General features: G+C 73.6%; 15 protein-coding genes. 8 read left to right on the top strand and 7 right to left on the bottom strand.

Features of this window, described 5'->3' with window-relative positions; all coding sequences use genetic code 11:
- Positions 1-264: 264 nt before the first annotated feature.
- Both AB4039_RS32840 and AB4039_RS32835 read right to left on the bottom strand, forming a co-directional pair.
- A complete protein-coding gene (locus tag AB4039_RS32840) occupies positions 265-1,695 on the bottom strand; it encodes a DUF2252 domain-containing protein (RefSeq protein WP_442272490.1) in 1,431 nt (476 codons plus the stop codon).
- A 124-nt stretch (positions 1,696-1,819) separates the two neighbouring features.
- Complete coding sequence (locus tag AB4039_RS32835) at positions 1,820-2,164, bottom strand: carboxymuconolactone decarboxylase family protein (RefSeq protein WP_442272489.1); 345 nt, start codon at positions 2,162-2,164, stop codon at positions 1,820-1,822.
- Positions 2,165-2,447: 283 nt separating this feature from the next.
- On the opposite strand from AB4039_RS32835, the gene AB4039_RS32830 reads away from it, so the two are divergent.
- From AB4039_RS32830 to AB4039_RS32820, 3 genes are all read left to right on the top strand, one after another.
- Positions 2,448-3,281 (top strand): class II glutamine amidotransferase, encoded by an 834-nt coding sequence (locus AB4039_RS32830; RefSeq protein ID WP_266846581.1) that lies wholly within the window; start codon positions 2,448-2,450, stop codon positions 3,279-3,281.
- Positions 3,282-3,323: 42 nt separating this feature from the next.
- The gene (locus AB4039_RS32825; protein WP_442272488.1) at positions 3,324-4,052 is read left to right on the top strand and encodes a GAP family protein; all 729 of its coding nucleotides are present in this window, start codon (positions 3,324-3,326) and stop codon (positions 4,050-4,052) included.
- A gap of 133 nt (positions 4,053-4,185) precedes the next feature.
- Positions 4,186-4,641 (top strand): DUF6325 family protein, encoded by a 456-nt coding sequence (locus tag AB4039_RS32820; RefSeq protein WP_266846583.1) that lies wholly within the window; start codon positions 4,186-4,188, stop codon positions 4,639-4,641.
- 82 nt (positions 4,642-4,723) lie between these two features.
- Here the strand turns inward: AB4039_RS32820 and AB4039_RS32815 are convergent, their stop codons facing one another.
- Entirely contained in the window at positions 4,724-5,038 is a 315-nt protein-coding gene (locus AB4039_RS32815) for an SHOCT domain-containing protein (protein ID WP_266846584.1), read from the bottom strand.
- A gap of 305 nt (positions 5,039-5,343) precedes the next feature.
- Between AB4039_RS32815 and AB4039_RS32810 the strand changes: the two genes are divergently transcribed.
- Entirely contained in the window at positions 5,344-5,619 is a 276-nt protein-coding gene (locus AB4039_RS32810) for an isoamylase early set domain-containing protein (RefSeq protein ID WP_266846585.1), read from the top strand.
- Between the two features lie 31 nt (positions 5,620-5,650).
- Here AB4039_RS32810 and AB4039_RS32805 read toward each other — a convergent pair whose 3' ends face one another.
- The 3 genes from AB4039_RS32805 to AB4039_RS32795 all read right to left on the bottom strand — a co-directional run bounded on the left by AB4039_RS32805 (position 5,651) and on the right by AB4039_RS32795 (position 8,808).
- Positions 5,651-6,745, bottom strand: a complete 1,095-nt coding sequence (locus AB4039_RS32805) for a glutamate--cysteine ligase (RefSeq protein WP_266846587.1) — start codon at positions 6,743-6,745, stop codon at positions 5,651-5,653.
- A gap of 180 nt (positions 6,746-6,925) precedes the next feature.
- Positions 6,926-7,720 (bottom strand): DeoR/GlpR family DNA-binding transcription regulator, encoded by a 795-nt coding sequence (locus AB4039_RS32800; RefSeq protein WP_442272487.1) that lies wholly within the window; start codon positions 7,718-7,720, stop codon positions 6,926-6,928.
- A gap of 56 nt (positions 7,721-7,776) precedes the next feature.
- Positions 7,777-8,808 carry a LacI family DNA-binding transcriptional regulator gene (locus AB4039_RS32795; protein ID WP_442272486.1) on the bottom strand — a complete coding sequence of 344 codons (1,032 nt, stop codon included), beginning with the start codon at positions 8,806-8,808 and terminating at the stop codon, positions 7,777-7,779.
- Between the two features lie 453 nt (positions 8,809-9,261).
- Between AB4039_RS32795 and AB4039_RS32790 the strand changes: the two genes are divergently transcribed.
- From AB4039_RS32790 to AB4039_RS32780, 3 genes are all read left to right on the top strand, one after another.
- Positions 9,262-11,013, top strand: coding sequence for a beta-galactosidase (locus AB4039_RS32790; protein ID WP_442272485.1), 1,752 nt, complete (start codon positions 9,262-9,264; stop codon positions 11,011-11,013).
- A 102-nt stretch (positions 11,014-11,115) separates the two neighbouring features.
- The gene (locus tag AB4039_RS32785) at positions 11,116-13,359 is read left to right on the top strand and encodes an RICIN domain-containing protein (protein WP_442272484.1); all 2,244 of its coding nucleotides are present in this window, start codon (positions 11,116-11,118) and stop codon (positions 13,357-13,359) included.
- A gap of 183 nt (positions 13,360-13,542) precedes the next feature.
- Positions 13,543-13,788, top strand: coding sequence for a hypothetical protein (locus tag AB4039_RS32780; protein ID WP_266846593.1), 246 nt, complete (start codon positions 13,543-13,545; stop codon positions 13,786-13,788).
- Here AB4039_RS32780 and AB4039_RS32775 read toward each other — a convergent pair.
- On the bottom strand, positions 13,736-17,383 hold the full coding sequence (locus AB4039_RS32775; RefSeq protein ID WP_442272483.1) for a BTAD domain-containing putative transcriptional regulator: 3,648 nt from the start codon (positions 17,381-17,383) through the stop codon (positions 13,736-13,738). The two genes, AB4039_RS32780 and AB4039_RS32775, sit on opposite strands and share 53 nt — an antisense overlap.
- Positions 17,384-17,688: 305 nt before the next feature.
- On the opposite strand from AB4039_RS32775, the gene AB4039_RS32770 reads away from it, so the two are divergent.
- The coding region (locus AB4039_RS32770; RefSeq protein WP_442272482.1) for an AAA family ATPase at positions 17,689-20,322 on the top strand (2,634 nt) is incomplete at its 3' end.

Raw genomic sequence — 20,322 nt, 5'->3', positions numbered from 1 at the left:
CGACCGGGAGCCCAGGCGATCTGGTGAGCGGGGCGAGGCGCTGCGGAGATGGTGGACATCCGACTTCGCCTCCTTCAGGTTGCTCACGAGTCGCTGCGCTCGAATTTACGACGCCGTAGGTTCATCGGTCAAGCCTGACGTGGGTCGATTCCATGAAGGAAGACCACTTCCGGCCCCGGGTTTTCGTACGCGCAACCAGTCGTGTCCACACCCGCTCCGTGGGTTGACTGTCTTCCCACCCCGGAGCGGCTGGGGACGCGTCCCTCAGGCGGCCGGGATCTCCTCCGCCGGCAGCCGCCCCGTGCGCACCGCGTCGAGCAGTGCCCGGTGGTCGCGCTCGTTCTGGTCGGCGTAGGACTCCGCGAACGTCACGAGGGCCCGGTCGAAGGCGTCGCCGCCGCCCAGGTAGGCGGCGATCGCGATCCGGTCGCCGGACCGGGCGTGCGCGCGTGCCAGGGTGAGGCCGCAGACGCCGCCGAACGTCTCCAGCTGCAGGGGCGTCATCGTCTCCGGCATCGCGATGCCCTTCCAGTCGCGCAGCTGGCGCACGTAGAAGTCGCGGCGTCTGCCGTCGAACCCGTCGACCCGCTCCCAGCCGAGGAACATGTCGCTCGTGGCCTGCATCAGCCGCTGTCCCGCGACCACGCGCTCGCCCTGGTTGCGGTAGAGGCTCGCCCCGAGGTGTTCGGCGAGCACGGAGGTGTCGGCCTCCTTGGCCTGGAGGAACAACGGGTCGCCGCCGTCCCGGCCGAGGAGCAGGATGATCCAGCACCGGGTGCCGACGCTGCCGACCCCGACCACCTTGCGGGCGACGTCCGCCAGCTGGAAGTCGGCCAGCAGGTGACGCCGGTCGCTCGGCAGCGTGATCGCGTACCGCTCGATGAGCCCCCTGAACTGGCGCTCCAGCGCGGTGCGTTCGGTGTCCGGCAGCAGGTCGGAGACCGGTACCAGCAGCGGGGGGTCCGCGGCGATCCTCGGCCGGCCGTCCACCATCCGCGTGAGCTTGTCGAAGACCTGGAGGGCGTCCCGGGACCGCGCCTTCGCCAGGGCGCGGTCCAGCTTCTGCCGGCCTTCCTTGCGGAGCCGGCCGGAGATGAGCTCCTTGAGGCGGGCGTCGTCGATCTTCGTGTACCAGACGTCGAGGTTGCGCATGCCGGCGAACCGGATCATCGCCTCGCGGTACGAACGTACGGTGCTGGCCACGATGCGGGCGCGCTCGGCGTCGTCGAAGCCGTTGGCCCGCGCGGCGATGACGAAGCTCGCCGACAGGCGTTTGACGTCCCATTCCCAGGGGCCCGGCAGGGTCTCGTCGAAGTCGTTGATGTCGAACATCAGCCCCCGCTCCGGCGAGGCCAGCAGCCGGAAGTTCAGCAGGTGCGCGTCTCCGCACAGCTGGGCGGTGATTCCCGAGTCGGAGGTGCCGGCCAGGTCGGAGGCCATGATCGCGGCGGCGCCCCGGTAGAACCGGAACGGGGACTCGGTCATCCGGCCGTAGCGGATCGGCACCAGTTCCCGGACCCGCGTCGCGGACTGCGCTTCCAGGATCGTGAGCGGGTCCGGTCTGTTCGCAGCGGGCTCGTACGCGGCGTGTCCCGAGCGCGGTGAGCGCCGCCGGGCCTCCTTGCCGAGTGCCGCACGCTCCTCGGGAGTGGCGTGAAGTGACGCGCGCATCGCCGTGGTCGCCTGCTGGGACATCCAGGCCCTCCTGCCCGGCCCTGTGGCCGTCGAGTCGCACGGGCTACGGCGGCCGGAGCGGCGCCGTGGCCCCTCTCTGCGCCGACGCCCCCGCTCCGTCACCGGCACGGGGGCTGGGCTGCTCTCAGCGCTGGGCCGCGGCCGCGGCCTCGGCCTCGGCGTCGGCGTCGGCGACCGCGATGGCGACGCCGAAGGCCGAGGTGAGGTTGCCCGCTGCCGTCATGACGCGCGCGGTTCCCACGATCGGGGCGATGGCGACCAGGACGTCCTGCAACTGTTCCGCGGTCACGCCCGACCGCACGGCGGGGTCTATGTGGGCCAGGTAGGAGATCGGGGGAGCGTCCGAGGCGGCGAGGGCCGCGATGCGCGTGAGGATGAGCATGTCCGGAGCCAGCCCGCACCGTTCGAGCGAGTCGATCGTCATGGCGGCGAGGGTGTCCAGGACCGGGGTCTCTGATGCAGTGGCCATTCCGGGTGCCTTCCCGTGTGCCCCGACGCCGAGCCTGGCAGGGCTGGTTGCGGGAGCATCGGGCGTCCCGCGAGCGCCGGGTCTCCATCAACCGTAGGGCCGCCCGGGGCACCCCGCACGACAACGTGTCCGACCGCGGCGGAAGCACGCGGAACCCGGCACGCCCGGGTCCGCGTGGCGTTCCCCGGGGAGGCACCCCAGAATGGGATGGCCGCACATCCGGGGGGCCAGCGGGAAGACGTATCCGCTTCCCGCGATGCCGTAGGGACGCAGGTGATGACGCATGTGCCGATGGCTCGCGTACTCGGGAACGACCATGTTGCTCGACACCATCCTGTACAAACCGGCCCACTCGCTGATCGACCAGAGCCTGCACTCCAAGCTCGGTGTGGAGACCACGAACGGTGACGGGTTCGGAGTCGGCTGGTACGCGGAGGACAACCCCAGCCCGGCGCTCCTCAGGGACGTCGGTCCAGCCTGGAACAACCGCAACCTGCGGGAAATGGCGGACCACGTCCGCTCCCACCTGTTCTTCGCCCACATCCGGGCGTCCACCGGGACGGCGGTGCAGCAGTCGAACTGCCACCCGTTCCGCAACGGCCGCTGGATGTTCATGCACAACGGAGCCATCAACGGTTTCCATCTCATGCGCCGTGACCTCACGATGCTCGTCGACCCCGCGCTGTACGCCGACATCGGGGGAACCACGGACTCCGAGGTGATGTTCTACCTCGCCCTCACCTTCGGCCTCGACCAGGACCCGCCCACCGCCGTCGCCCGCATGGCGGGGGTCGTGGAACGCGCCGGACACGACCACGGGGTGGAGTTCCCCCTCCAGATGACGGTCGCCGTCACCGACGGCGAAACCGTGTGGGCCTTCCGTTACTCCAGCCAGCGCGCGTCCCGGTCCCTCTTCTACAGCAGCCGGGTGGACGCGCTGCGCCGGCTGCACCCCGATGTCGCCTTCCTCCACGAGGTCTCCGACGAGACCCGTCTCATCGTCTCCGAACCCCTCGGGGACCTGCCCGGCGCCTGGCACCAGGTGCCGGAGAGCAGCTACGGCATCGTGCGGGCCGGGGCGGACGGGCTGTTCCCCTTCACCCCGGTGCCCGCCTGACCGGGCCGAGGCCCGGTTCCTCAGTTCCCGAGAGCCGCTGCCATGGTGCTCGACCTGCTCCTCATCGGTTTGGCCGTGACGCTGTTCCCGCTGCCCATCATGGCCTTCGTGCTGGTGGTGTCCGGGTCCCGTGGCGTGCGCAACGGCCTGGCGTTCATCTTCGCCTGGCTGGCGTGCCTGGTGTCCGTGATGGCGCTCGTCCTGCTCCTCACCGGTGGCCAGCCACCGCCGCCGCGCTCGCCCCCGTCGATCGGAGCGCTCGTGGCCACGCTGGTCATCGGGGTGGGCCTGGTCGTGTACAGCCAACACCGGAGGCGCCTGAGCCGCCGCCGCACGGCGACCGGCCCGGAGCCGGTCGTACAGGGAGGGGCCCCAGAGGGAGGGGCCGCACAGGAGGGGGCCACGGCTTCCGCCCCCGATTCGTCCGTGACCTCCCGGATGGACGAGGCCACCGGATGGTCCGCCGCGGGCCTCGCCGTGCTCCTCCAGCCCTGGGGGATGGTCAGCGCCGCCGCCGCGACCGTCGTGCAGGCCGACCTCTCCCACGCCCAGTCCTTCCTCGCCCTCATGGCCTTCTGCGTCCTGGCCACCTCGACCCTGCTGGCCATGGAGCTGTACATGGTGTTCTCACCCCGGAGGGCCCAAAGCGTCCTGCTGGGCCTGCGCGGGTGGCTGGAGCGCCACAAGGACCCGGCGATCGTCGTCACCTGCCTCCTCCTGGGGCTGTGGCTCGTCGCCAGGAGCCTCTACCAGCTCACCGGAACGGGCTGATCCGAGCCCCGCACGCCTCCGCGCCGCGGCCACGACGCGGAGGTGCGGCCCCGCACGGCGGGTGCTGCAATGAGAACAGGATCACGTCCGGCCATCGATGCGTTTCCCCAGCCTGACGAAGCCAGGAGCGTTCATGAACGACGACATCGAAGACATGGGCCCCGTCGACTACCTGGTCGTCGAGTTCCCCGGAAACCAGATGAAGGGCGAGGCGTTCCCCTTGCTGATCGATCTGGTGGACAAGGGCCTCATCCGAATCCTCGACCTCCGTTTCGTGCAGAAGGACGCCGACGGAACCGTCACAGCCCTCGAAATCGAGGGCCTCGACCAGGACGACGCGGATTCCGTGAGCCTGTCCGTCTTCGACGGCGTCTCGTCCGACCTGCTCGGCCAGGACGACCTCGACGAAGCCGGCAACGCACTCCAGCCGGGCAACGCGGCCGCGGTCCTCGTCTACGAGAACCGCTGGGCCGCACCCTTCGCCCGGGCCCTGCGGCGCGCCGGCGCGCAGATGGTGGCGAGCGGCCGCATTCCCGTCCAGGCCATCCTGGCCTCCCTCGACGCGGAAGAAGCGGGCGAAGGCGGGTAGCCGCGCGGCGGGCCGTCATCGCAGGTGCCCACCGGTGGAGGGAGCGTCCCTCCACCGGTGGGCACCTGTTTCGGCCGTCCGCTCAGCCGCCGAGGAGCTTGCTCTTCTGCTGCGCGAACTCCTCCTCGGTCAGGAGTCCCTGCTCCTTCAGCGCTCCGAGCTCCTTGAGCTGGTCGATCCTGCTGCTCATGTCGTCCGCCATCGTCGGAGCGGGAGGGGGCGGAGGGGGAGGGGCAGCCGCGGCGGCCTGCTGCTGTTGCTGTTGGGCGGCCTGCTGCTGTTGGGCTTCCTGCTCGGCCCACCGGCCGCCCTGCCGACGCGAAACGCGGTTGGAGACCGCCGTCGCCGTGCCGGCGACCACCGCGGTCCGCGCGATTCCTCGAAGAAGACCAGGCACGTCGTTCTCCCTTGCTGACGGGGCCGGCCCGGCGGTCCGGGCGTCGGCCCTCCACTTCCCTCCAGCATGGCACCTGCGTCCGGGGCACGCCGCGCCACGGCTGCCCGGCCCGCCCCGCCCGGGCCCGCCCGCGCGGGCCGCCGATCCGCCGCACGCGCCGGGCAGCGGGGCCCGGACGTCGCTCCGCGGTGGAGCGCCGGGCGGGTGAAGGCGGCGCGGCGCCACGGCCACGTCCGCGCGCCGGGCACCGTCGGCGGCCGGAGCATGGGCAGACACAGCAGCCCTGCCGTCAGGAGCCCCTCCCCGTGCTCGAACGCAAGCAGTGCAAGGACCGCACCGAGGTCACCTTCGTCCTGCCCGCCCACACCCCGCCCGGCCCCGTCAGCGTGGTCGGCGACTTCAACGACTGGCAGCCCGGAACCCACACCCTGGCCCCGCGGCGCGACGGCATGCGCGCCGTCACCGTCGCCCTGCCGGAGAAGAGCGTGCACTCCTTCCGCTACCTGGCCGCGGGCGACTACTGGTTCAACGACGAGAGCGCCGACGACCACGACGGGACCAACAGCCGCCTGCGCACCTGAAGGCCGCTCCACCCGTGTCCCGGCCGACGACTCACGCGGTGCTCTCGTCGGCGGTGATCAGGGCCGCCAGGGCCGGCAGGCCGGCCTCGGCCAGCGCCCGGCGCTGGCGGTCGGCCGCCGTGCCCCGCTGGAGCAGCCGGTGGAGGAGCGAGCTCACCTCGCGGTAGTCACCGCTCTCCTCAAGAGCGGGGGCGATGTGGCCCAGCAGCATGCACAGCACGTCGCCGCTGCTCCGCAGCCGGCCCTGCGGGTCCATCAGCGTGCCGGCCATCCCGTGCCGGGCCGCGTGCCACGTCGCGGCCTGCAACAGCTCGGACCGGCACAGCGCCGGAGCGGCTCCCGCCTTCTCCTCGGCGATCGCGGTGGCGGCGAGCGCGCGGACCACCCCGGCCAGCATCACCGCGTCGTCCGCCTCCAGCTGCACGTCACAGCAGCGCACCTCGACGGTCGGATACCGCTCCGAGAGCCGGGCGTGCCAGTACAGCTGCCCCCGGTCGGGGACCAGTCCCGATTCCAGCAGCGCGTCGGCCCGTGCCTCGTAGTCCGCGAGTCCCGCGAAGTAGGGTGCGGGGCCACTGACCGGCCATCGGCCGAAGATGATCGTGCGCCAGCTGGCGAAGCCGGTGTCCCGGCCGTCCCAGAGGGGCCCGTTCGCGGAGAGCGCCAACAGCGTCGGGAGCCAGACGCGCAACCGGTTCAGGACGGCCACTCCGGTCTCCCGGTCGGGCATCCCCACGTGGACGTGCATGCCGCAGATCAGCTGCTCGTCGACCAGCAGCCGGGCCTCTCCCCGCATCTTCAGATACCTCGCCGTGCCCGTGATAGGCACGGGGAGGGCGCCCCTGACCGGTGCGGTGGCCGTGATCGCGACGCGGCAGCCGTTCGTCTGCGCGGCGGAGGCGACCGCGTGCCGCAGCCGCAGGAGGTGACCACCCACCTCCTCCAGGCCCGTGCACACGGGGGTGGCGACTTCGATCTGCGCCTGGAGCAGTTCGTCCTGGACCTCCTGCTCGTCCGCGATCGGTGCCAGCCGGGCCGTGGCCCGCACGTCCTGCACGAGCGGAGTGGGCAGGAGCGTATCCGGGTCGACCAGCAGGTACTCCTCCTCGACCCCAACAGTGATCATGCCGGGTGCCTACCCCGAACCTGCCGCGATCACCCAGGTAAAGGACTATTTCGGCGCAATGGTGCACAAGCTGCCGGTCCGTGTGGCGGTGCGGTGCGGCACGGTCCCGCACGGGAGGGATCCGCTGGTCCGGTGCCCCGTGCCTGCGCCGCCCCGCCGTGCCTGCGCCGCTCCCCGTGCCTACGCCGCCCCGGCGACCAGCAGCTCGCCGACGGTGTCCGTCAGGACCTCGCGGGCCGACGCGGGCATCCCGGCGTCCGTGACGAAGCAGTCGATGCGGTCGAGCGGGGCGAATCCGCTCAGCGCCACCGTGCCCCACTTCGTGTGGTCGGCGACGACGGCCACCCGGCGGGCCGCCCCGATCAGGGCCCGGTTGGTCTGTGCCTCCGCCAGGTTCGGGGTGGTCAGGCCGGCCTCCTCGCTGACGCCGTGCGCGCCCAGGATCAGCAGGTCCACATGGAGGGAGGAGATCACCAGCTCGGCCAGCGGGCCGACGAGCGCGGCGGACGGGGTGGGGGCGCCGCCGGTCAGCAGCAGAGTGGGGACCGCGGCCTCCCCGCGGTCGCGGGATGCGGACCGGACCAGTTCGGCGACCGGCAGGGAATTGGTGAGCACGGTCAGCCGCGGGACGTCCAGCAGCCGGGCGGCCACCGCGCACGCGGTGGTGCCGGCCGAGACCGCGACCACGCTGCCCGGCTCGACCAGGGAGGCGGCCGTCTCCGCGATGGCCGCCTTGGCGGGCCCGGCCAGCGCGGTCTTGGCGTCGAACCCCGGTTCCTCGACGCGGGTTCCGGGGGCCGCGACGGCGCCCCCGTACACCTTCTCGACCAGGCCGCGCGCCGCGAGCGCGTCCAGATCCCGGCGGACCGTCATGTCGGACACGGTGAGGCGTTCGACGAGCTCGGCGACCCGTACCGCCCCGTCGCGGCGCACCGCCTCCAGGATGAACGCGCGTCTTTGCTGGGCCAGTTGCATGGCGCCAACATAACACGCGGATCTGTTGACTCTTAGTGGGTTGTGTTTACTTTTGTTTAAGTTCGTCGTACGGCGGCGGTGCTCGCCCGTACGACGAGTTCCGGTTCGACCGACGCCGGCGCGGACACCGCGGCGGGGTCCGCGACGTGCCGCAGCAGCTGCGCCACGGCCAGGGCTCCCATCCGGGCGAACGGCTGCGCGACGGTGGTCAGGGACGGGGTGCAATACGCGGCCAGCTCGATGTCGTCGACGCCGATGACGGAGATGTCCTCGGGGACCCGCCTGCCGAGCTCGTGCAGGGCCCTGATCACCCCGAAGGCCATCTCGTCGCTCGCCACGAAGACGGCGGTGACGTCCGGTACGCGGCCCAGGACGAGCCCGGTCCGATGGCCGGAGGCGGGGGACCAGTCGCCCTCCAGCGGCGGAGGCACCAGCCGGCCGGCGGCCTCCAGCGTCGCGCGCCAGCCGGCGCGCCGGCCGACGGCCTCCAGCCAGTGCGCCGGACCCGCGACGTGCCAGACGGTGTCGTGGCCCAGCTCCAGCAGGTGCCGGGTCGCCAGACGGGCCGCGAGGTCCTGGTCGACGGCCACGACCCCGGCCGCGTCGGTACGCGAACCGTCGATCGTGATGGTGGGAGTGGACCGGGTGAGCTGCTCGATCCTCTCGCTGGTGTGGATCAGCGGCACCGACAGGATCACGCCCTCGACGCCCTGGTCGGCCAGCCTGGCCAGGGCCCGCTCGATCGCCGAGGTGTCCAGGGACGTCGTGGTGGCCGTGCTGACCGCGTAGCCGGCGGCCTGGGCCGCGTACTCGATGCCGGACGTGACGGCCGCCCGAGAGTAGAACGTGGTCTGCAGGGTCACCACCCCGATGGTGCGGCTCCGGCCCGAGCTCAGCATCCGGGCCGCGTTGTTGCGCCGGTAGCCGAGCTGTTCCACGGCGGCCACCACCTTCGCGCGCGTCCGCTCCCGGACGTTCGGGTGGCCCGACAGCACCCTCGACACGGTCTGCGCCGACACCCCGGCGACCCGGGCGACGTCCGTCATTCCGGGAGGCCGTTCCTGGTCACCGACGCTCCGCTTCGCCATGGGCCCCTTCCCGTCACGCGCTGGATGATATCGCTCCCCATGCCGCCCCGGCCGGTTCTCGCCGAGCTTTCAGGCATGTGTGCGCACTCCGTTGGCATCGATAACATTCTCTGCCATAGTCCGACCCGTCGACGCGTGCCGACGTACGCCGACGCGGGGGGTCGCGTACGCGCCCAGGCACTCCGGCCTCCCCCGGTACCGATCTCCGAAGAGCTGTCGCAGACGCCGGGAGGGGCCTTGGAAGGCGAAACGATCCGATCCGTGGACGCTGCGGAAGCCCTCCTCCCGCTCGCCGGCGACGGTCGCACGGGGGCGGGAGCCGAGTCCGTGCCCGGAAAGGCATCGATAACAACCCGGGGATCGGCAACATCCCGGGGATCGGCCGCGAGCGGAAACCCGGCCACGCTGACCCACGCCGACGCCGCCTTCCTGCGTGCGGGCCGACCGCACCGCGTGCTGTCCGGTTCCCTGCACTACTTCCGCGTCCACCCCGAACAGTGGGCCGACCGCCTCCGGCGCGTGGCGGCCCTCGGACTCAACACGGTCGACACCTACGTCCCGTGGAACTTCCACGAGCGGACCCGGGGGGACGTCCGCTTCGACGGCCGGCGCGACCTGGAGCGGTTCGTCGGCCTGGCCCGGCGGGAGCGGCTGGACGTGATCGTCCGGCCCGGCCCCTACATCTGCGCCGAGTGGGACAACGGCGGACTCCCCGCCTGGCTGACCGGTACGCCCGGCATGCGCCCGCGCACCTCGCACCCGCCCTTCCTGGAAGCGGTCGCCCGCTGGTTCGACGAGCTGATCCCCCGCGTCGCCGCCCTCCAGGCCCGCCACGGCGGCCCCGTGGTGGCCGTACAGATCGAGAACGAGTACGGCAGCTACGGCGACGACCACGCCTACGTCCGCTGGGTCCGCGACGCGCTGACCGACCGGGGCGTCACCGAACTGCTCTACACCGCCGACGGGCCCACCCCCCTGATGCTCGACGGCGGCACCGTGCCCGGAGAACTGGCCGCCGCCACCTTCGGCTCGCGCCCCGGCGCCGCGGCCGGGCTGCTGCGCTCGCGCCGCCCCGACGAGCCCTTCTTCTGCGCCGAGTTCTGGAACGGCTGGTTCGACCACTGGGGCGGGAAACACCACGTCCGCGCGGCCGCCGACGCGGCCGATTCCGTGGCCGGCATCCTCGGCGCAGGCGGTTCGGTCAGCCTCTACATGGCGCACGGCGGGACCAACTTCGGCCTCTGGGCCGGTGCCAACCACGACGGCGACCGTCTCCGGCCCGCCGTCACCAGCTACGACTCGGACGCGCCGGTGGCCGAACACGGGCGGCTCACACCGAAGTTCTTCGCCCTGCGCGAGACGCTCACCGCACTCGGCGGCGCGGACCCGTCGCGCCCCGTGCCCCCGGATCCACCCCTGCTCGCCCCCCGTGCCCTGCCGGTGACCCGCGGGGCGGCCCTCCTGGAGGCACTGCGCGCGACGGGTGAACCCGTCCGCGCCCCCGTGCCGCTCAGCTTCGAGGACCTCGGCCAGGCCTCGGGTCTGGTGCTCTACACCGCCCGTCCGCTGCTGCCGCCCGGCACGTACGAACTGACGGTCTCGGGACTGCACGACCGGGCCCAGGTCTTCGCCGACGGCGTGCCCGTCGCCGTCCTGGACCGGGAGACCTCTTCCTGCGCCCTCGCGGGAACCGGGGAGCGCGTCCGGCTGGAGCTGCTGGTGGAGAACCAGGGGCGGATCAACTACGGGCCGCTGCTGGGCCAGGGCAAGGGCATCCTCGGCGGGGTGCGCGTGGACCGCCGCCTGGTCCACGGCTGGACCATGCACCGGCTCCCCCTCGACGAGTGGACGCCGGCGGACGTCGCCGCGGCCCCCTCGCTCGCCGCGGCCCCCTCGCTCACCGGGACGTCCGCGTCCGGCGCGGCGGCGGGATTCGCCACCGCCCGGCTGACCGTGGACGAGCCGGCCGACACCTTCGTCGCCCTGCCCGGATTCGGCAAGGGATTCCTCTGGGTCAACGGCTTCCTGCTCGGCCGCTACTGGGAAGTGGGGCCGCAGCGCACGCTCTACCTGCCCCACCCCCTCCTGCGGGCGGGACGGAACACGCTCACCGTGCTCGAACTCCAACACCTCGGTGAGCGCGTCGAGTTGTGCGACCGGCCTGATCTCGGCCCGACGGAGGAGTTCGTCGAGACGTTCGAATGACGGGCCGGCCGTCCGCCCCGTCCGCACGGGGGCCGGCATTCCCCCCACACACACGGCAGCCCCGCAACGGACGCGGGCCGGCGACACGAAGATGGAGGAGCTGTGTCAGCCTCTCGAAGCAGACTCGCGGGCGCGTGCGTCGCGGCGGCGCTGGCCCTGGCCGCCCTCGGCGCACCGGCCGTAGCCGCCCCACCCGCCCCACCCGCGCCGGCGGCCCCGCCGGACGCCGCCTTCACCGTCACGGTCGGTCCGAAGGGGTCCTGGACCCAGCCGGACGACACCCCCGCCGTCCCCTACCTCGACAAGGACGGCACCTTCTACTACCAGCAGTCCCACGCGCTCTACGGCGCCTCCGACCCGCGCAAGTGGACCTTCTACACCGGCACGGACCTCGACACGGCCACCCGGTCGGCCCGGATCAGCGACGCGGTGAACCCCGCCGACAGCCGGGACAGGAACAACGACACCACCTGGCGCTGCAACAACAGCCCCACCGGAGTCGAGTCCACCGGCGCACCGGCCGGATCGGGCTACTCGCAGCGGAACTTCTGCGACCTGACGGGCGTGTGGGTCGATCCGGACACCGGCGACTGGTACGGCCTGGTCCACAACGAGTTCACCCCGCAGCCCTTCGGCGACAGCTCCCACTTCGACGGGATCGACTACGCGGTCTCCACCGACCAGGGCCGTACCTGGGCCGTCAAGGACCACGTCATCACCTCCCCGTACAGCACCGCCCGCGGCGACACCACGGCGTTCCCCCAACAGACCTACCACTACGGCGACGGTGACCCGCGGCTGTTCACCGACACCGCCTCGGGCTACTTCTACGTCTTCTACGGTTCGAGGATCGTGGACAAGGGCAGCGGCTGGAAGACGTTCCACGCGCACGTGGCCCGGGCCCCGATCGCGGACAGGATGGCGCCCGGATCCTGGCAGAAGTGGTACGACGGGGCCTGGTCCCAGCCCGGAGTCGGAGGCCGCGAGAGCAACATGGTGCCGGTCGACGCCGCGAGCGCCACCGGATACACCCCCGCGGACCGGGAGTACGATCCGGCCCACACCGGGACGGCGGGCCAGCAGGTCGCGGCCGGCGCGATGCCCCCGACCTCACCGCTGTTCGTCATGGACATCACCTACAACGCCCACCTCGGCCTCTACGTGGGCGAGCCGCAGGCGGTGAAACAGGACGGCACGGCACCCCAGCAGTTCTACGTCACCGACAACCTCGCCACGCAGAAGTGGCGCCTGATCGGCGACACCGGGAGCCACACCAACGCGTCGTGGTACCGGTGGTTCCTCGACAGCGCGAACAGGACGGCCTCGGGCATCGTCGGCAAGGACTTCCGCTCCTACTGCTCGTTCGGATGCTCGAACGGCTCCTCGTCCGAGTACGTCAACGTCTCGATCACCACCCCCACCCCCGCCGCGCCGCTCGACACCGGCAAGGCCTACCGGATCGGCGCGGCCGGCCGCGTCCTCGCCCAGGCCGCCCCGGGCGGGACCGCCACCACGTCCCGGGCCACCGCCACCGGATCGGCCCTGGAATCCTGGATCTTCAGCAGCGGCGGTGACGGCAGCTACCGCATCACCAACGCGGCCACCGGGGGACTGCTGGGCGTCGATTCCACCTCCACGGCGCAGCGCGCCTGGGGTACGAAGCCCACCGTCACCGCACCCGGGTCCGGCAGCCCCGCCGTCGGCCGGCAGTGGTGGGTCGTTCCCGGCACCTCCGCCGACGGCGGCGCGCCCACCGGCACCTACCGCCTCGTCAACCGGTACAGCGGACTGGTCATCGCCATGTCGGCCACGGCCTCCCGGCAGGCCGAGACCACGCCGGTCCGCTCGTGGACCGACACCGGCGGCGCGGCGGGCGGCGGGCGCACGGCGGCCGAACAGACCCTGACCCTCACGGCGGTGGGACCCGCACCCGGCTCCCTCGACGGCACCCGCACGCTCGTTTCCGGTGGCCGGGCCCTCGACGACCCCGACCACAGCACCACCGCGGGCACCCAGCTGATCACCTACACGCCCCACGGCGGCGCCAACCAGAAGTGGAACTTCTCGCGGCAGCCGGACGGCTCCTACGAGATCGTCAACGCCGAATCCGGCCTCTGCGCCGACATCAGCGGCGGTTCCACCGCGGCGGGTGCCAAGGTGATCCAGTGGACCTGCCACGGCGGCACCAACCAGCGCTGGACCGTCGTGCGGGGCCAGGACGGCACCCACACCGTCGCATCGCTGAAGAGCGGGCTGCTCCTCACCACCGCCTCCACGGCCGCCGGCTCCCCGGTCACCCAACAGCCGGACACCGGATCGCCCCTCCAGCACTGGACGATCACCTGACGTTCCCCCGGCCTGGGCTGACCGGAAAATCAGTCAAGCGGAGCGGGAAGGGCGGGGCAGGGGTACGGTCCGGCCCGCGGTCCTCCGGGCGGCCGGCTTGCTTGAGCCGTGCCGAAGGGGGTACACGTAGAACGGGCCGCCGCCCCGCGTCGGCCCCTGCCGTGAAGTGGAGGCGAGCTTCGGATGACCGAAGGCACGATTCCCTACATCTCCTCGGCGCGCGTCACCGTGCTCGGTGTGCAGCCCGGGGACCCGCCGTTCCGCATCGTGGAGATCGACGGCGAGGTCTTCAGTACCGCCAGGTCCATGACGGACGTCCTCCTCTCCGCGGCCTCCGCCGGTTTCACGATCCACGACCTGGACGATCCCGGGGAGGTCAGATGGGTCGGAGGCGGGAAGTTCCACTGGAGCCCCGCCGAGGCGAGCTGACCGTCCCGTCCGGGCCGAGCAGGGTACGGATGAGCCCCGTGGCGGGCAGCGCCGGGTGGAGGTAGACGTCCTCACGGCGTTGCTCGACCGCCGCCAGGAGGGCGTGGAAGGTGTCCCGCGCCTCCTCCCGGCGTCCCGCGTGGTGCTGTGCCTGGCCCAGCAGGCCCAGGTGGAGGGGGTGGCGCAGCAGGGTCCTGGAGCCGCGCAGCCGGTCCATCGAGGCGTGCATCAGGGCCAGGCCCTCCCCCTCCCGGGCGGAATGCGTCAGGCCCCAGCCTTCGAGCAGGCCGAGCATGGCCTTCCAGTAGAGCAGCCCGTGCTCGCCCGCGAGCCGGACCCCCTCGGCGCCAGAGGCCAGGGCCGTGCCGGCGTCGCCCTCCCAGGCCGCCACGACCGCGTCCACGTAGAGGGCGAAGCAGCGGTCCGAGGGTCTGCTGTCGTACGCGGTCAGGCCCAGCAGTTCGCGGCGGCGTGCCGTGGCGGTCGGGCGGTCGCCCAGGAGCCAGTGGGTGAACGCGTTGTAGGACCGGCAGGAGACGCGCGGGTCGTGCTGGAAGGTCCGGGCCAGGGAATGGCCGTCGCGGGCGTACCGGTCCGCCATCTCGACGCCGTGCTCCAGCTCGGCCAGGGCCTGCGGCAGCATGCCCCGCACGTGCAGCACGATGCCCTCCCCGTACGCCGCTCCGAGCACCGCCACCGGCTCGGAGCCGCGGCGCGAGATGTCCCGCAACAGGCCGGAGAACTGGCGTGAGGCGTCGTAGCGGCCGGTGACCAGGTAGGCCGCGCACAGCGCCCAGAGCACCGACGGGTCCTCCGGGGCCCGCGTCACCGGATTGAGCGCCCGGCCGTGGGCGAGCGCCGCCTCCGCCTCCGGATGGCCGTAGCCGCGCGTGGTGGCCAGGACCTGGCCGAGCTGGATGTGCAGCTGCTGTTCGAGGCGTACGGTCGCGGTCTCGTCCGGGGGCAGGAAGCCGATCAGGTGCACCGCCCGGCGCAGCCAGGTCTCCACCCGCTCGTACGCCAGTTGCTGCTCGGCCTGTTCCGCGGCCTGGAGCATCCGCGGGAGCGCCTCCCCGGCGGGCAGGGCGCGCTGGGCGTGCCAGGTGTGGTGGGCCACCCGCTCGATCTCCTCGTCGCCCACCCGCCCCCGCCGGCGCGCGCACAGGGCCTCGGCGATCTTGGCGTGCAGCCGGTGCAGGTCCTTGCGGGCGAGCTCGCCGACGAGCGTCTCCTGCACCAGGGCGTGGGCGAAATGGAGCCGCCCGGGATGGTGCGGGTCCTCTTCGAGCAGACCGGCGCGGATGGCCGCCTCCAGCGCCTCGGCCACCGGCTCGTCCCCGGCGACCGTGCGGTGCAGCAGGTCCGTGTCGACCTCGGTGCCGAGGACCGCGCACAGCCGCAGCACGCGCAGGACCGGTCCGGGCAGCGTGGCGAACCGCTGGTTCAGGGCCTCGCGCACGCCGGTGGGCACGCGGGACAGGAGCGTGTCCACCGCGTCGGACCGGTGCAGGCTGCGGGCATCGCCGAGGAGGGACAGGAGCTGCATGACGAAGTACGGATTGCCCTCGCTGCGCCGGTGCAGCACCTCGACGACCTCCGCGTCCACGCCCGGCCCGGCCTGCGCCCGTACGAGCGCGGCGACGGCGCGGCGGGACAGCCCGTCCAGCCGCAGGGTCTCGGTACGGGGGCCGCGCAGGACCTCGGAGAGGGTCCGGCGCAGGGTGGCGTCGGACTCGACCTCGAAGTCGCGGGCGGTCAGCACGATCGCGAGCGGGTGGCCGTGGCGGCGGGTGCTCAGCAGGCGGAGGAGGTCCAGGGAGGCGGTGTCGGCCCAGTGCAGGTCTTCCAGGAACAGCACCAGCGGGCGCCGGGTGGCGAGGGCGAGCAGCACCTCGCAGACCGCGTCGTTGGTCAGGAACCGGGCCTGGGCCCAGTCGGCACCGGCACCGGCATCGGATCCGGGGCGGGCGGCGGCGCCGGACCCGGCCGTCCGTTCCGGCATCACGGGGGAGAGCAGTGCGCCGAAGGGCCGCGCCGCGTCCCGGAAGGCGTCGGGGCGGGTGGCGGACAGCCGGCGCAGGACCTGCGTCCACAGCCAGTAGGGCGGGACGCCCTCGCCGGGGAAGCAGTGGCTCCAGACCACCTCCAGCCCGTCGTCCCCGTCCGTTCCGGTACCGACGGCCTCCAGCCGGGGGGCGAGTTCGAGGAGCAGCCGGGTCTTGCCCATGCCGGCGGGGCCGAGCACCCCGGCCACGTGCCCGAGGCCCACGCGCACGTCGGCCACGGCGGTCGTCAGGCCGTCCAGTTCGCGGAAGCGGCCGGTGAACGGCGAGGGGCCGGCCGGGCGGTCGGGCCCGGACCGCCCGGCCGCCGCCCGCCGGGGTGGCGCCGCGGTGGCGGTGTCCGGGTACGCGTCCGGGTCCGGGTGCGCGAACGGGTCCCCGTACGGCTCAGCGAACCGGTCCTCCTCCGGGGCCGTGAACCGGACCCGTGACGGGCCGCCGAGCGGCTCCGCGGCCGCGCCGGGGTCTGGGGCCGTGCCGGTGCCGGTGCCGGTGCCGGTGCCGGTGCCGGTGCCGGTGGCCGCGCCGGGGTCCGGGGCCGTGCCGGTGTCCGGGTGACCGTGTGCGTCCGCCGCCGTGACGGGTGTGCCGCTCCGGTCCTCCCGCCCGGTCCCGTCGGTACGGTCCCGCTCCTCGGGGCCCCGGCGCCCGGCCGCTCCGGCTCCGGCTCCCGCCGGCGCGGACGCGAACGTGCGCGGTGCGGTGCCGGGCCGGTCCGCCGAGAGCGGGCCCGCCTGCGGCCGCGCCTGCGGTTCCCGGGTCAGGAGCGCGGTCCGGATCCGGCGCAGCTCGGCGTCGGTCTCCACGCCGAACTCCTCGGCGAGGTGCACGCGGGTGCGTTCGTACGCCTCCAGCGCCTCCGCCTGCCGGCCCAGCCGGGACAGGGCGGTCATCAGGTGGCCGACGAGGCGTTCCCGGGTGGGGTGACGGCGGGCCTCCCCGTCGAGGTCGCCGGCCACCTCCTCGTCCGCGCCGAGGAGCAGCCGGGCCTCCGCGTGGACCTCCACGGCGGTCAGCCGGACCTGTTCCAGCCGGGCCGTCTCGTCGTACAGGGACGGATGGGCGTCGAACTCCGCGTACGGGGAACCCCGCCACAGCAGCAGCGCCTGCCCGAGCCGGTCGCGCGCGCCCGCCGGATCGTGGCCTTCCAGCAACTGCCTCCCCTCGGCGACCAGCCGCTCGAAGCGGCACACGTCGACGTGCTCCGGATCGACGTCGAGGACGTACCCCTGCGCGCGGTGGCGCACCGACAGCCGGGCCGCCCCGGCCGCCGGCCGCAGCGCGCGGCGCAGGTGGGAGACGTGGCTCTGCAGGGTCGCGACGGCCTGGCGCGGCGGTTCCCCGCCCCACAGTTCCTCGACGAGGACCTCCGTGGGCACCACGCGTCCGAGACGTACGAGGAGCAGGGCGAACAGGGCCCGTCGGCGCGGCGGGCCGAGCGGGAGGTCGCGTCCGTCGTGGCGGGCCGCCATGGGTCCCAGCACCCTGAGCAGGGGCTCGGCCGGACGGTCCGCCGTCGGAATTGCGGGCATGGAGCTCCCCATCTTGCACACGTGGCTGCGCTGGCAATCGGTCCGCACCGCGTGACCGCCGCCAGACAAAATGGATCATCACATGATGAACGGCGTATTCAAAGGTGGCCGTCCGGCCACGGCAAGCCCTTGGCAAGGCGTTCGCAAGGGGAGCGGTGCAGGATGGCCCGGTACCGGCAGGCGCCGAACGACGGGGAACGTCCGGCCACCGCACGCCGGTCGACGGTCCGGCCCGTCGTCACGCCCGCCCCGACGAACGCCGGACCGTGCCGCACGAACAGGAATCCACCCCGAGGACCGTCACCATGCACACAGCGTTTCCCCCGTCCGCGCGCGGGGAGCGCGGACCGGACCGCGCCGCTGTGGGCGCGGCCCCCACCATGCCGGGCGCGGCCGGCCGGACCCCCCTACCGGCCGGCCGCACCCATGAACCGGCCGGTCGCTCCGGCGAACTGGCCGCCCTCTTCGCGTGCGCCGAAGCGGCCAACGCCGGCCGGGCCGGGTGCGTCGTCGTGCGCGGGAACACGGGCATCGGGAAGACGGCCCTGATCGACAGCTTCCGCCGCGACGGCCGGCTGCGCGGGGCCACCGTGCTGCACACCGCGGGCCGCGCGGAACGCGCGGCCACCGAATACGGCGCGGTCCGCGAGCTGTTCGGGCCCGGGGCGGAAGCCGAGCGCGTACCGCCCCGCACGGAATGGCTGGCCTCCACCCTCATGGCGCGGGGCCCGCTGGTGATCGTCGTGGACGACGCGCAGTGGTGCGACGGGCCCTCCCTGCGATGGCTGGAGTCCCTGATCCGCAGGACCGAGAGCGCGCGGCTGCTGACCGTGCTCGCCTGGGGTGCCTCCGGTACCGGTCCGGCACGATCGGCGCTCGGCAGGATCGCCCAGCATCCGGGAACCCGCCTCGTCGGCCTCGGGCCGGTGGCCGAGGAACAGGTGGCCGAGACCGTCGAACGCGTCCTGGGACAGCCGCCGGAACCCCCCTTCACCTGGCGCTGTGCCGCACTCTCCGACGGCAACCCCCTCCTCCTGAAGCGCATCCTGTTACGGCTGCGCCGCGCGGGGGTCACGCCGCGGGCCCGGTCCGTGGGGCAGGTCGACGCGGCGTGGCGGGAGGTCCACACCGCGTCGGTCCGGGCCCACCTGCGCGGTCTGACCGAGACGGAGCGACGCGTCGTACGGGCCGCCGCCGTCCTGGACTGGAGCGACCGCCCGCCGTCCGCGACGCCGGAGGGCACCGGCCAGGTCGCCTCTCCCGAACGCGTCGGCGCGCTCGCCGGCGTGCGCCCCCGCCTGGTCTCCACGCTCCTGGACGGCCACCGGGACGACGAACTCGTCTCCGTCGACGGGGAGGAGGCGTTCAACGCGGCCGTGCTCGCCGCCACCCCGGCCGGGGAACTGGTGCGCCTGCGCACCCGTGCCGCACGGCTCCTCAACGACGAGGGCTTCGCATCCGCCGAGGTGGCGAAGCACCTGCTCCCCCTGCCCCGGCTCGACGAGGGCTGGATGCTCGGCGCCCTGCGCGACGCGGCCGAACAGGCGGGCCGCACCGGCCCCCGGTCGGCGGCGGCCCCGTACCTGCGGCGGCTGATGGAGGCCGAGCCCGAGGAACACGGCCGGGTGGCCACCGCCCTCGACCTGGCCGGGGCGCTGGCCACCACCCACCCCGCCGACGCGCTGGACGCACTGCGGAGCCTGCTCGACCAGACCCGTGACGTCCGCCTGCGCGCCTCGGTGGCGGTGCAGTTCGCGATGACCGCCCTCGCCGCGGGCGACGCGGCGGCGGCACTCGCCGTGCTCTCCCGGACACTCGACCGGCCGGCCGCGGAGCTCGGCGCGCACGCCGAGGACCGCGCACTGCGGGGGACGGTCGAACTGGCCGTCCTCGCCGCCGGCCTGCACCGGCCGTCGGAGTTCCCCGCCGTACGCGAACGGGTCCGCGCGGCGGCGCTACGGCAGGACGCGGCGCCGGCCGGGAGCGGAGGCCTGCTCGCCCGTGCCCTGCTCGCCGCCGTGGAGGGGGAGTCCGCCCGCGAGGCCGTGGACCTCGTGGGCCGGGCCTTACGGGCCGAGGGCGCCGGGCCCCGGGACTGGATGCGCGCCCGCGCGGCCCAGGTGCTCCACCTGGCCGACGAGCCCGGCATGGCACTGGAGATGCTGGACCTGGCGATGGCCGACGACAGCGGCTGCCTGCCCCGCTGGTCGCTCCTGGCGGAACGCTCCATGGTGCGCCACCGCCTGGGCGACGTCCCCGGCGCCGCCCTCGACGCACACGCCGCCCTGGAAGCCGTGGAACACCCCGGGCAGGGTGGTTCCGCGCTGCCGTTCGTCGCCTGGGGCTGCGTCCGGCTGGAACAGGCCGACACCGAGGCCGCGGAGACGATGCTCGACCGGGTGGCCTCCAGCCAACTGGACCACACCCTCCTGGGCCGGATCCCGTACCTGATGACCCGGGCCCGGATCCGGCTCGGACGCGGGGACGCGGAAGGCGCGCTGGCCTGCGCGCGGCGGTGTGAGCAGGGACTCGCGGAGGCCGGCCTCGACCGGCGGCCGTGGGCCCCCTGGCGACCCCTGGCCGCCACGGCCCTCGTCCGGCTCGGCCGCACTGCGGAAGCGGCCGAACTCGCCGCCGAGGCGAGGGAACTGGCCGACCGCTGGGGCACTCCGTACGCGATCGGCCACGCCCTCCTGGCGGCGGGCACCGCGGCCGACGGGGACCGGCGCACCGAATTCCTGACCGGCGCGGTCGAGGCGCTCTCCCGTTCCCAGGCCCGGCTGGACCGGGCACGGGCCGAACTGCTGCTGGGCGGGCACCTGGCGCGGTGCGGCGACGCGGCGGGCGCCCGCCGCCACCTGGGCCGCGCCCACGAGACGGCCCGGCGCTGCGGCTCGCCCGCCCTGACCGCCGAGGTCCGGGCCCGCCGAGGTCCGGGC

Origin of the sequence: Streptomyces sp. M-16, from assembly GCF_052114405.1 — a bacterium.
Lineage (GTDB): Bacteria > Actinomycetota > Actinomycetes > Streptomycetales > Streptomycetaceae > Streptomyces.
Note: the sequence above shows the minus strand (reverse complement) of the source record. Positions and strands in the feature narration are given on the sequence as shown.

Coding starts and splice junctions, on each gene's coding strand:
- AB4039_RS32840 (WP_442272490.1), bottom strand. CDS start 1,695: ATGTCCCAGCAGGCGACCACGGCGATGCGCGCGTCACTTCACGCCACT.
- AB4039_RS32835 (WP_442272489.1), bottom strand. CDS start 2,164: ATGGCCACTGCATCAGAGACCCCGGTCCTGGACACCCTCGCCGCCATG.
- AB4039_RS32830 (WP_266846581.1), top strand. CDS start 2,448: ATGTGCCGATGGCTCGCGTACTCGGGAACGACCATGTTGCTCGACACC.
- AB4039_RS32825 (WP_442272488.1), top strand. CDS start 3,324: ATGGTGCTCGACCTGCTCCTCATCGGTTTGGCCGTGACGCTGTTCCCG.
- AB4039_RS32820 (WP_266846583.1), top strand. CDS start 4,186: ATGAACGACGACATCGAAGACATGGGCCCCGTCGACTACCTGGTCGTC.
- AB4039_RS32805 (WP_266846587.1), bottom strand. CDS start 6,745: ATGATCACTGTTGGGGTCGAGGAGGAGTACCTGCTGGTCGACCCGGAT.
- AB4039_RS32800 (WP_442272487.1), bottom strand. CDS start 7,720: ATGCAACTGGCCCAGCAAAGACGCGCGTTCATCCTGGAGGCGGTGCGC.
- AB4039_RS32795 (WP_442272486.1), bottom strand. CDS start 8,808: ATGGCGAAGCGGAGCGTCGGTGACCAGGAACGGCCTCCCGGAATGACG.
- AB4039_RS32780 (WP_266846593.1), top strand. CDS start 13,543: ATGACCGAAGGCACGATTCCCTACATCTCCTCGGCGCGCGTCACCGTG.
- AB4039_RS32775 (WP_442272483.1), bottom strand. CDS start 17,383: ATGCCCGCAATTCCGACGGCGGACCGTCCGGCCGAGCCCCTGCTCAGG.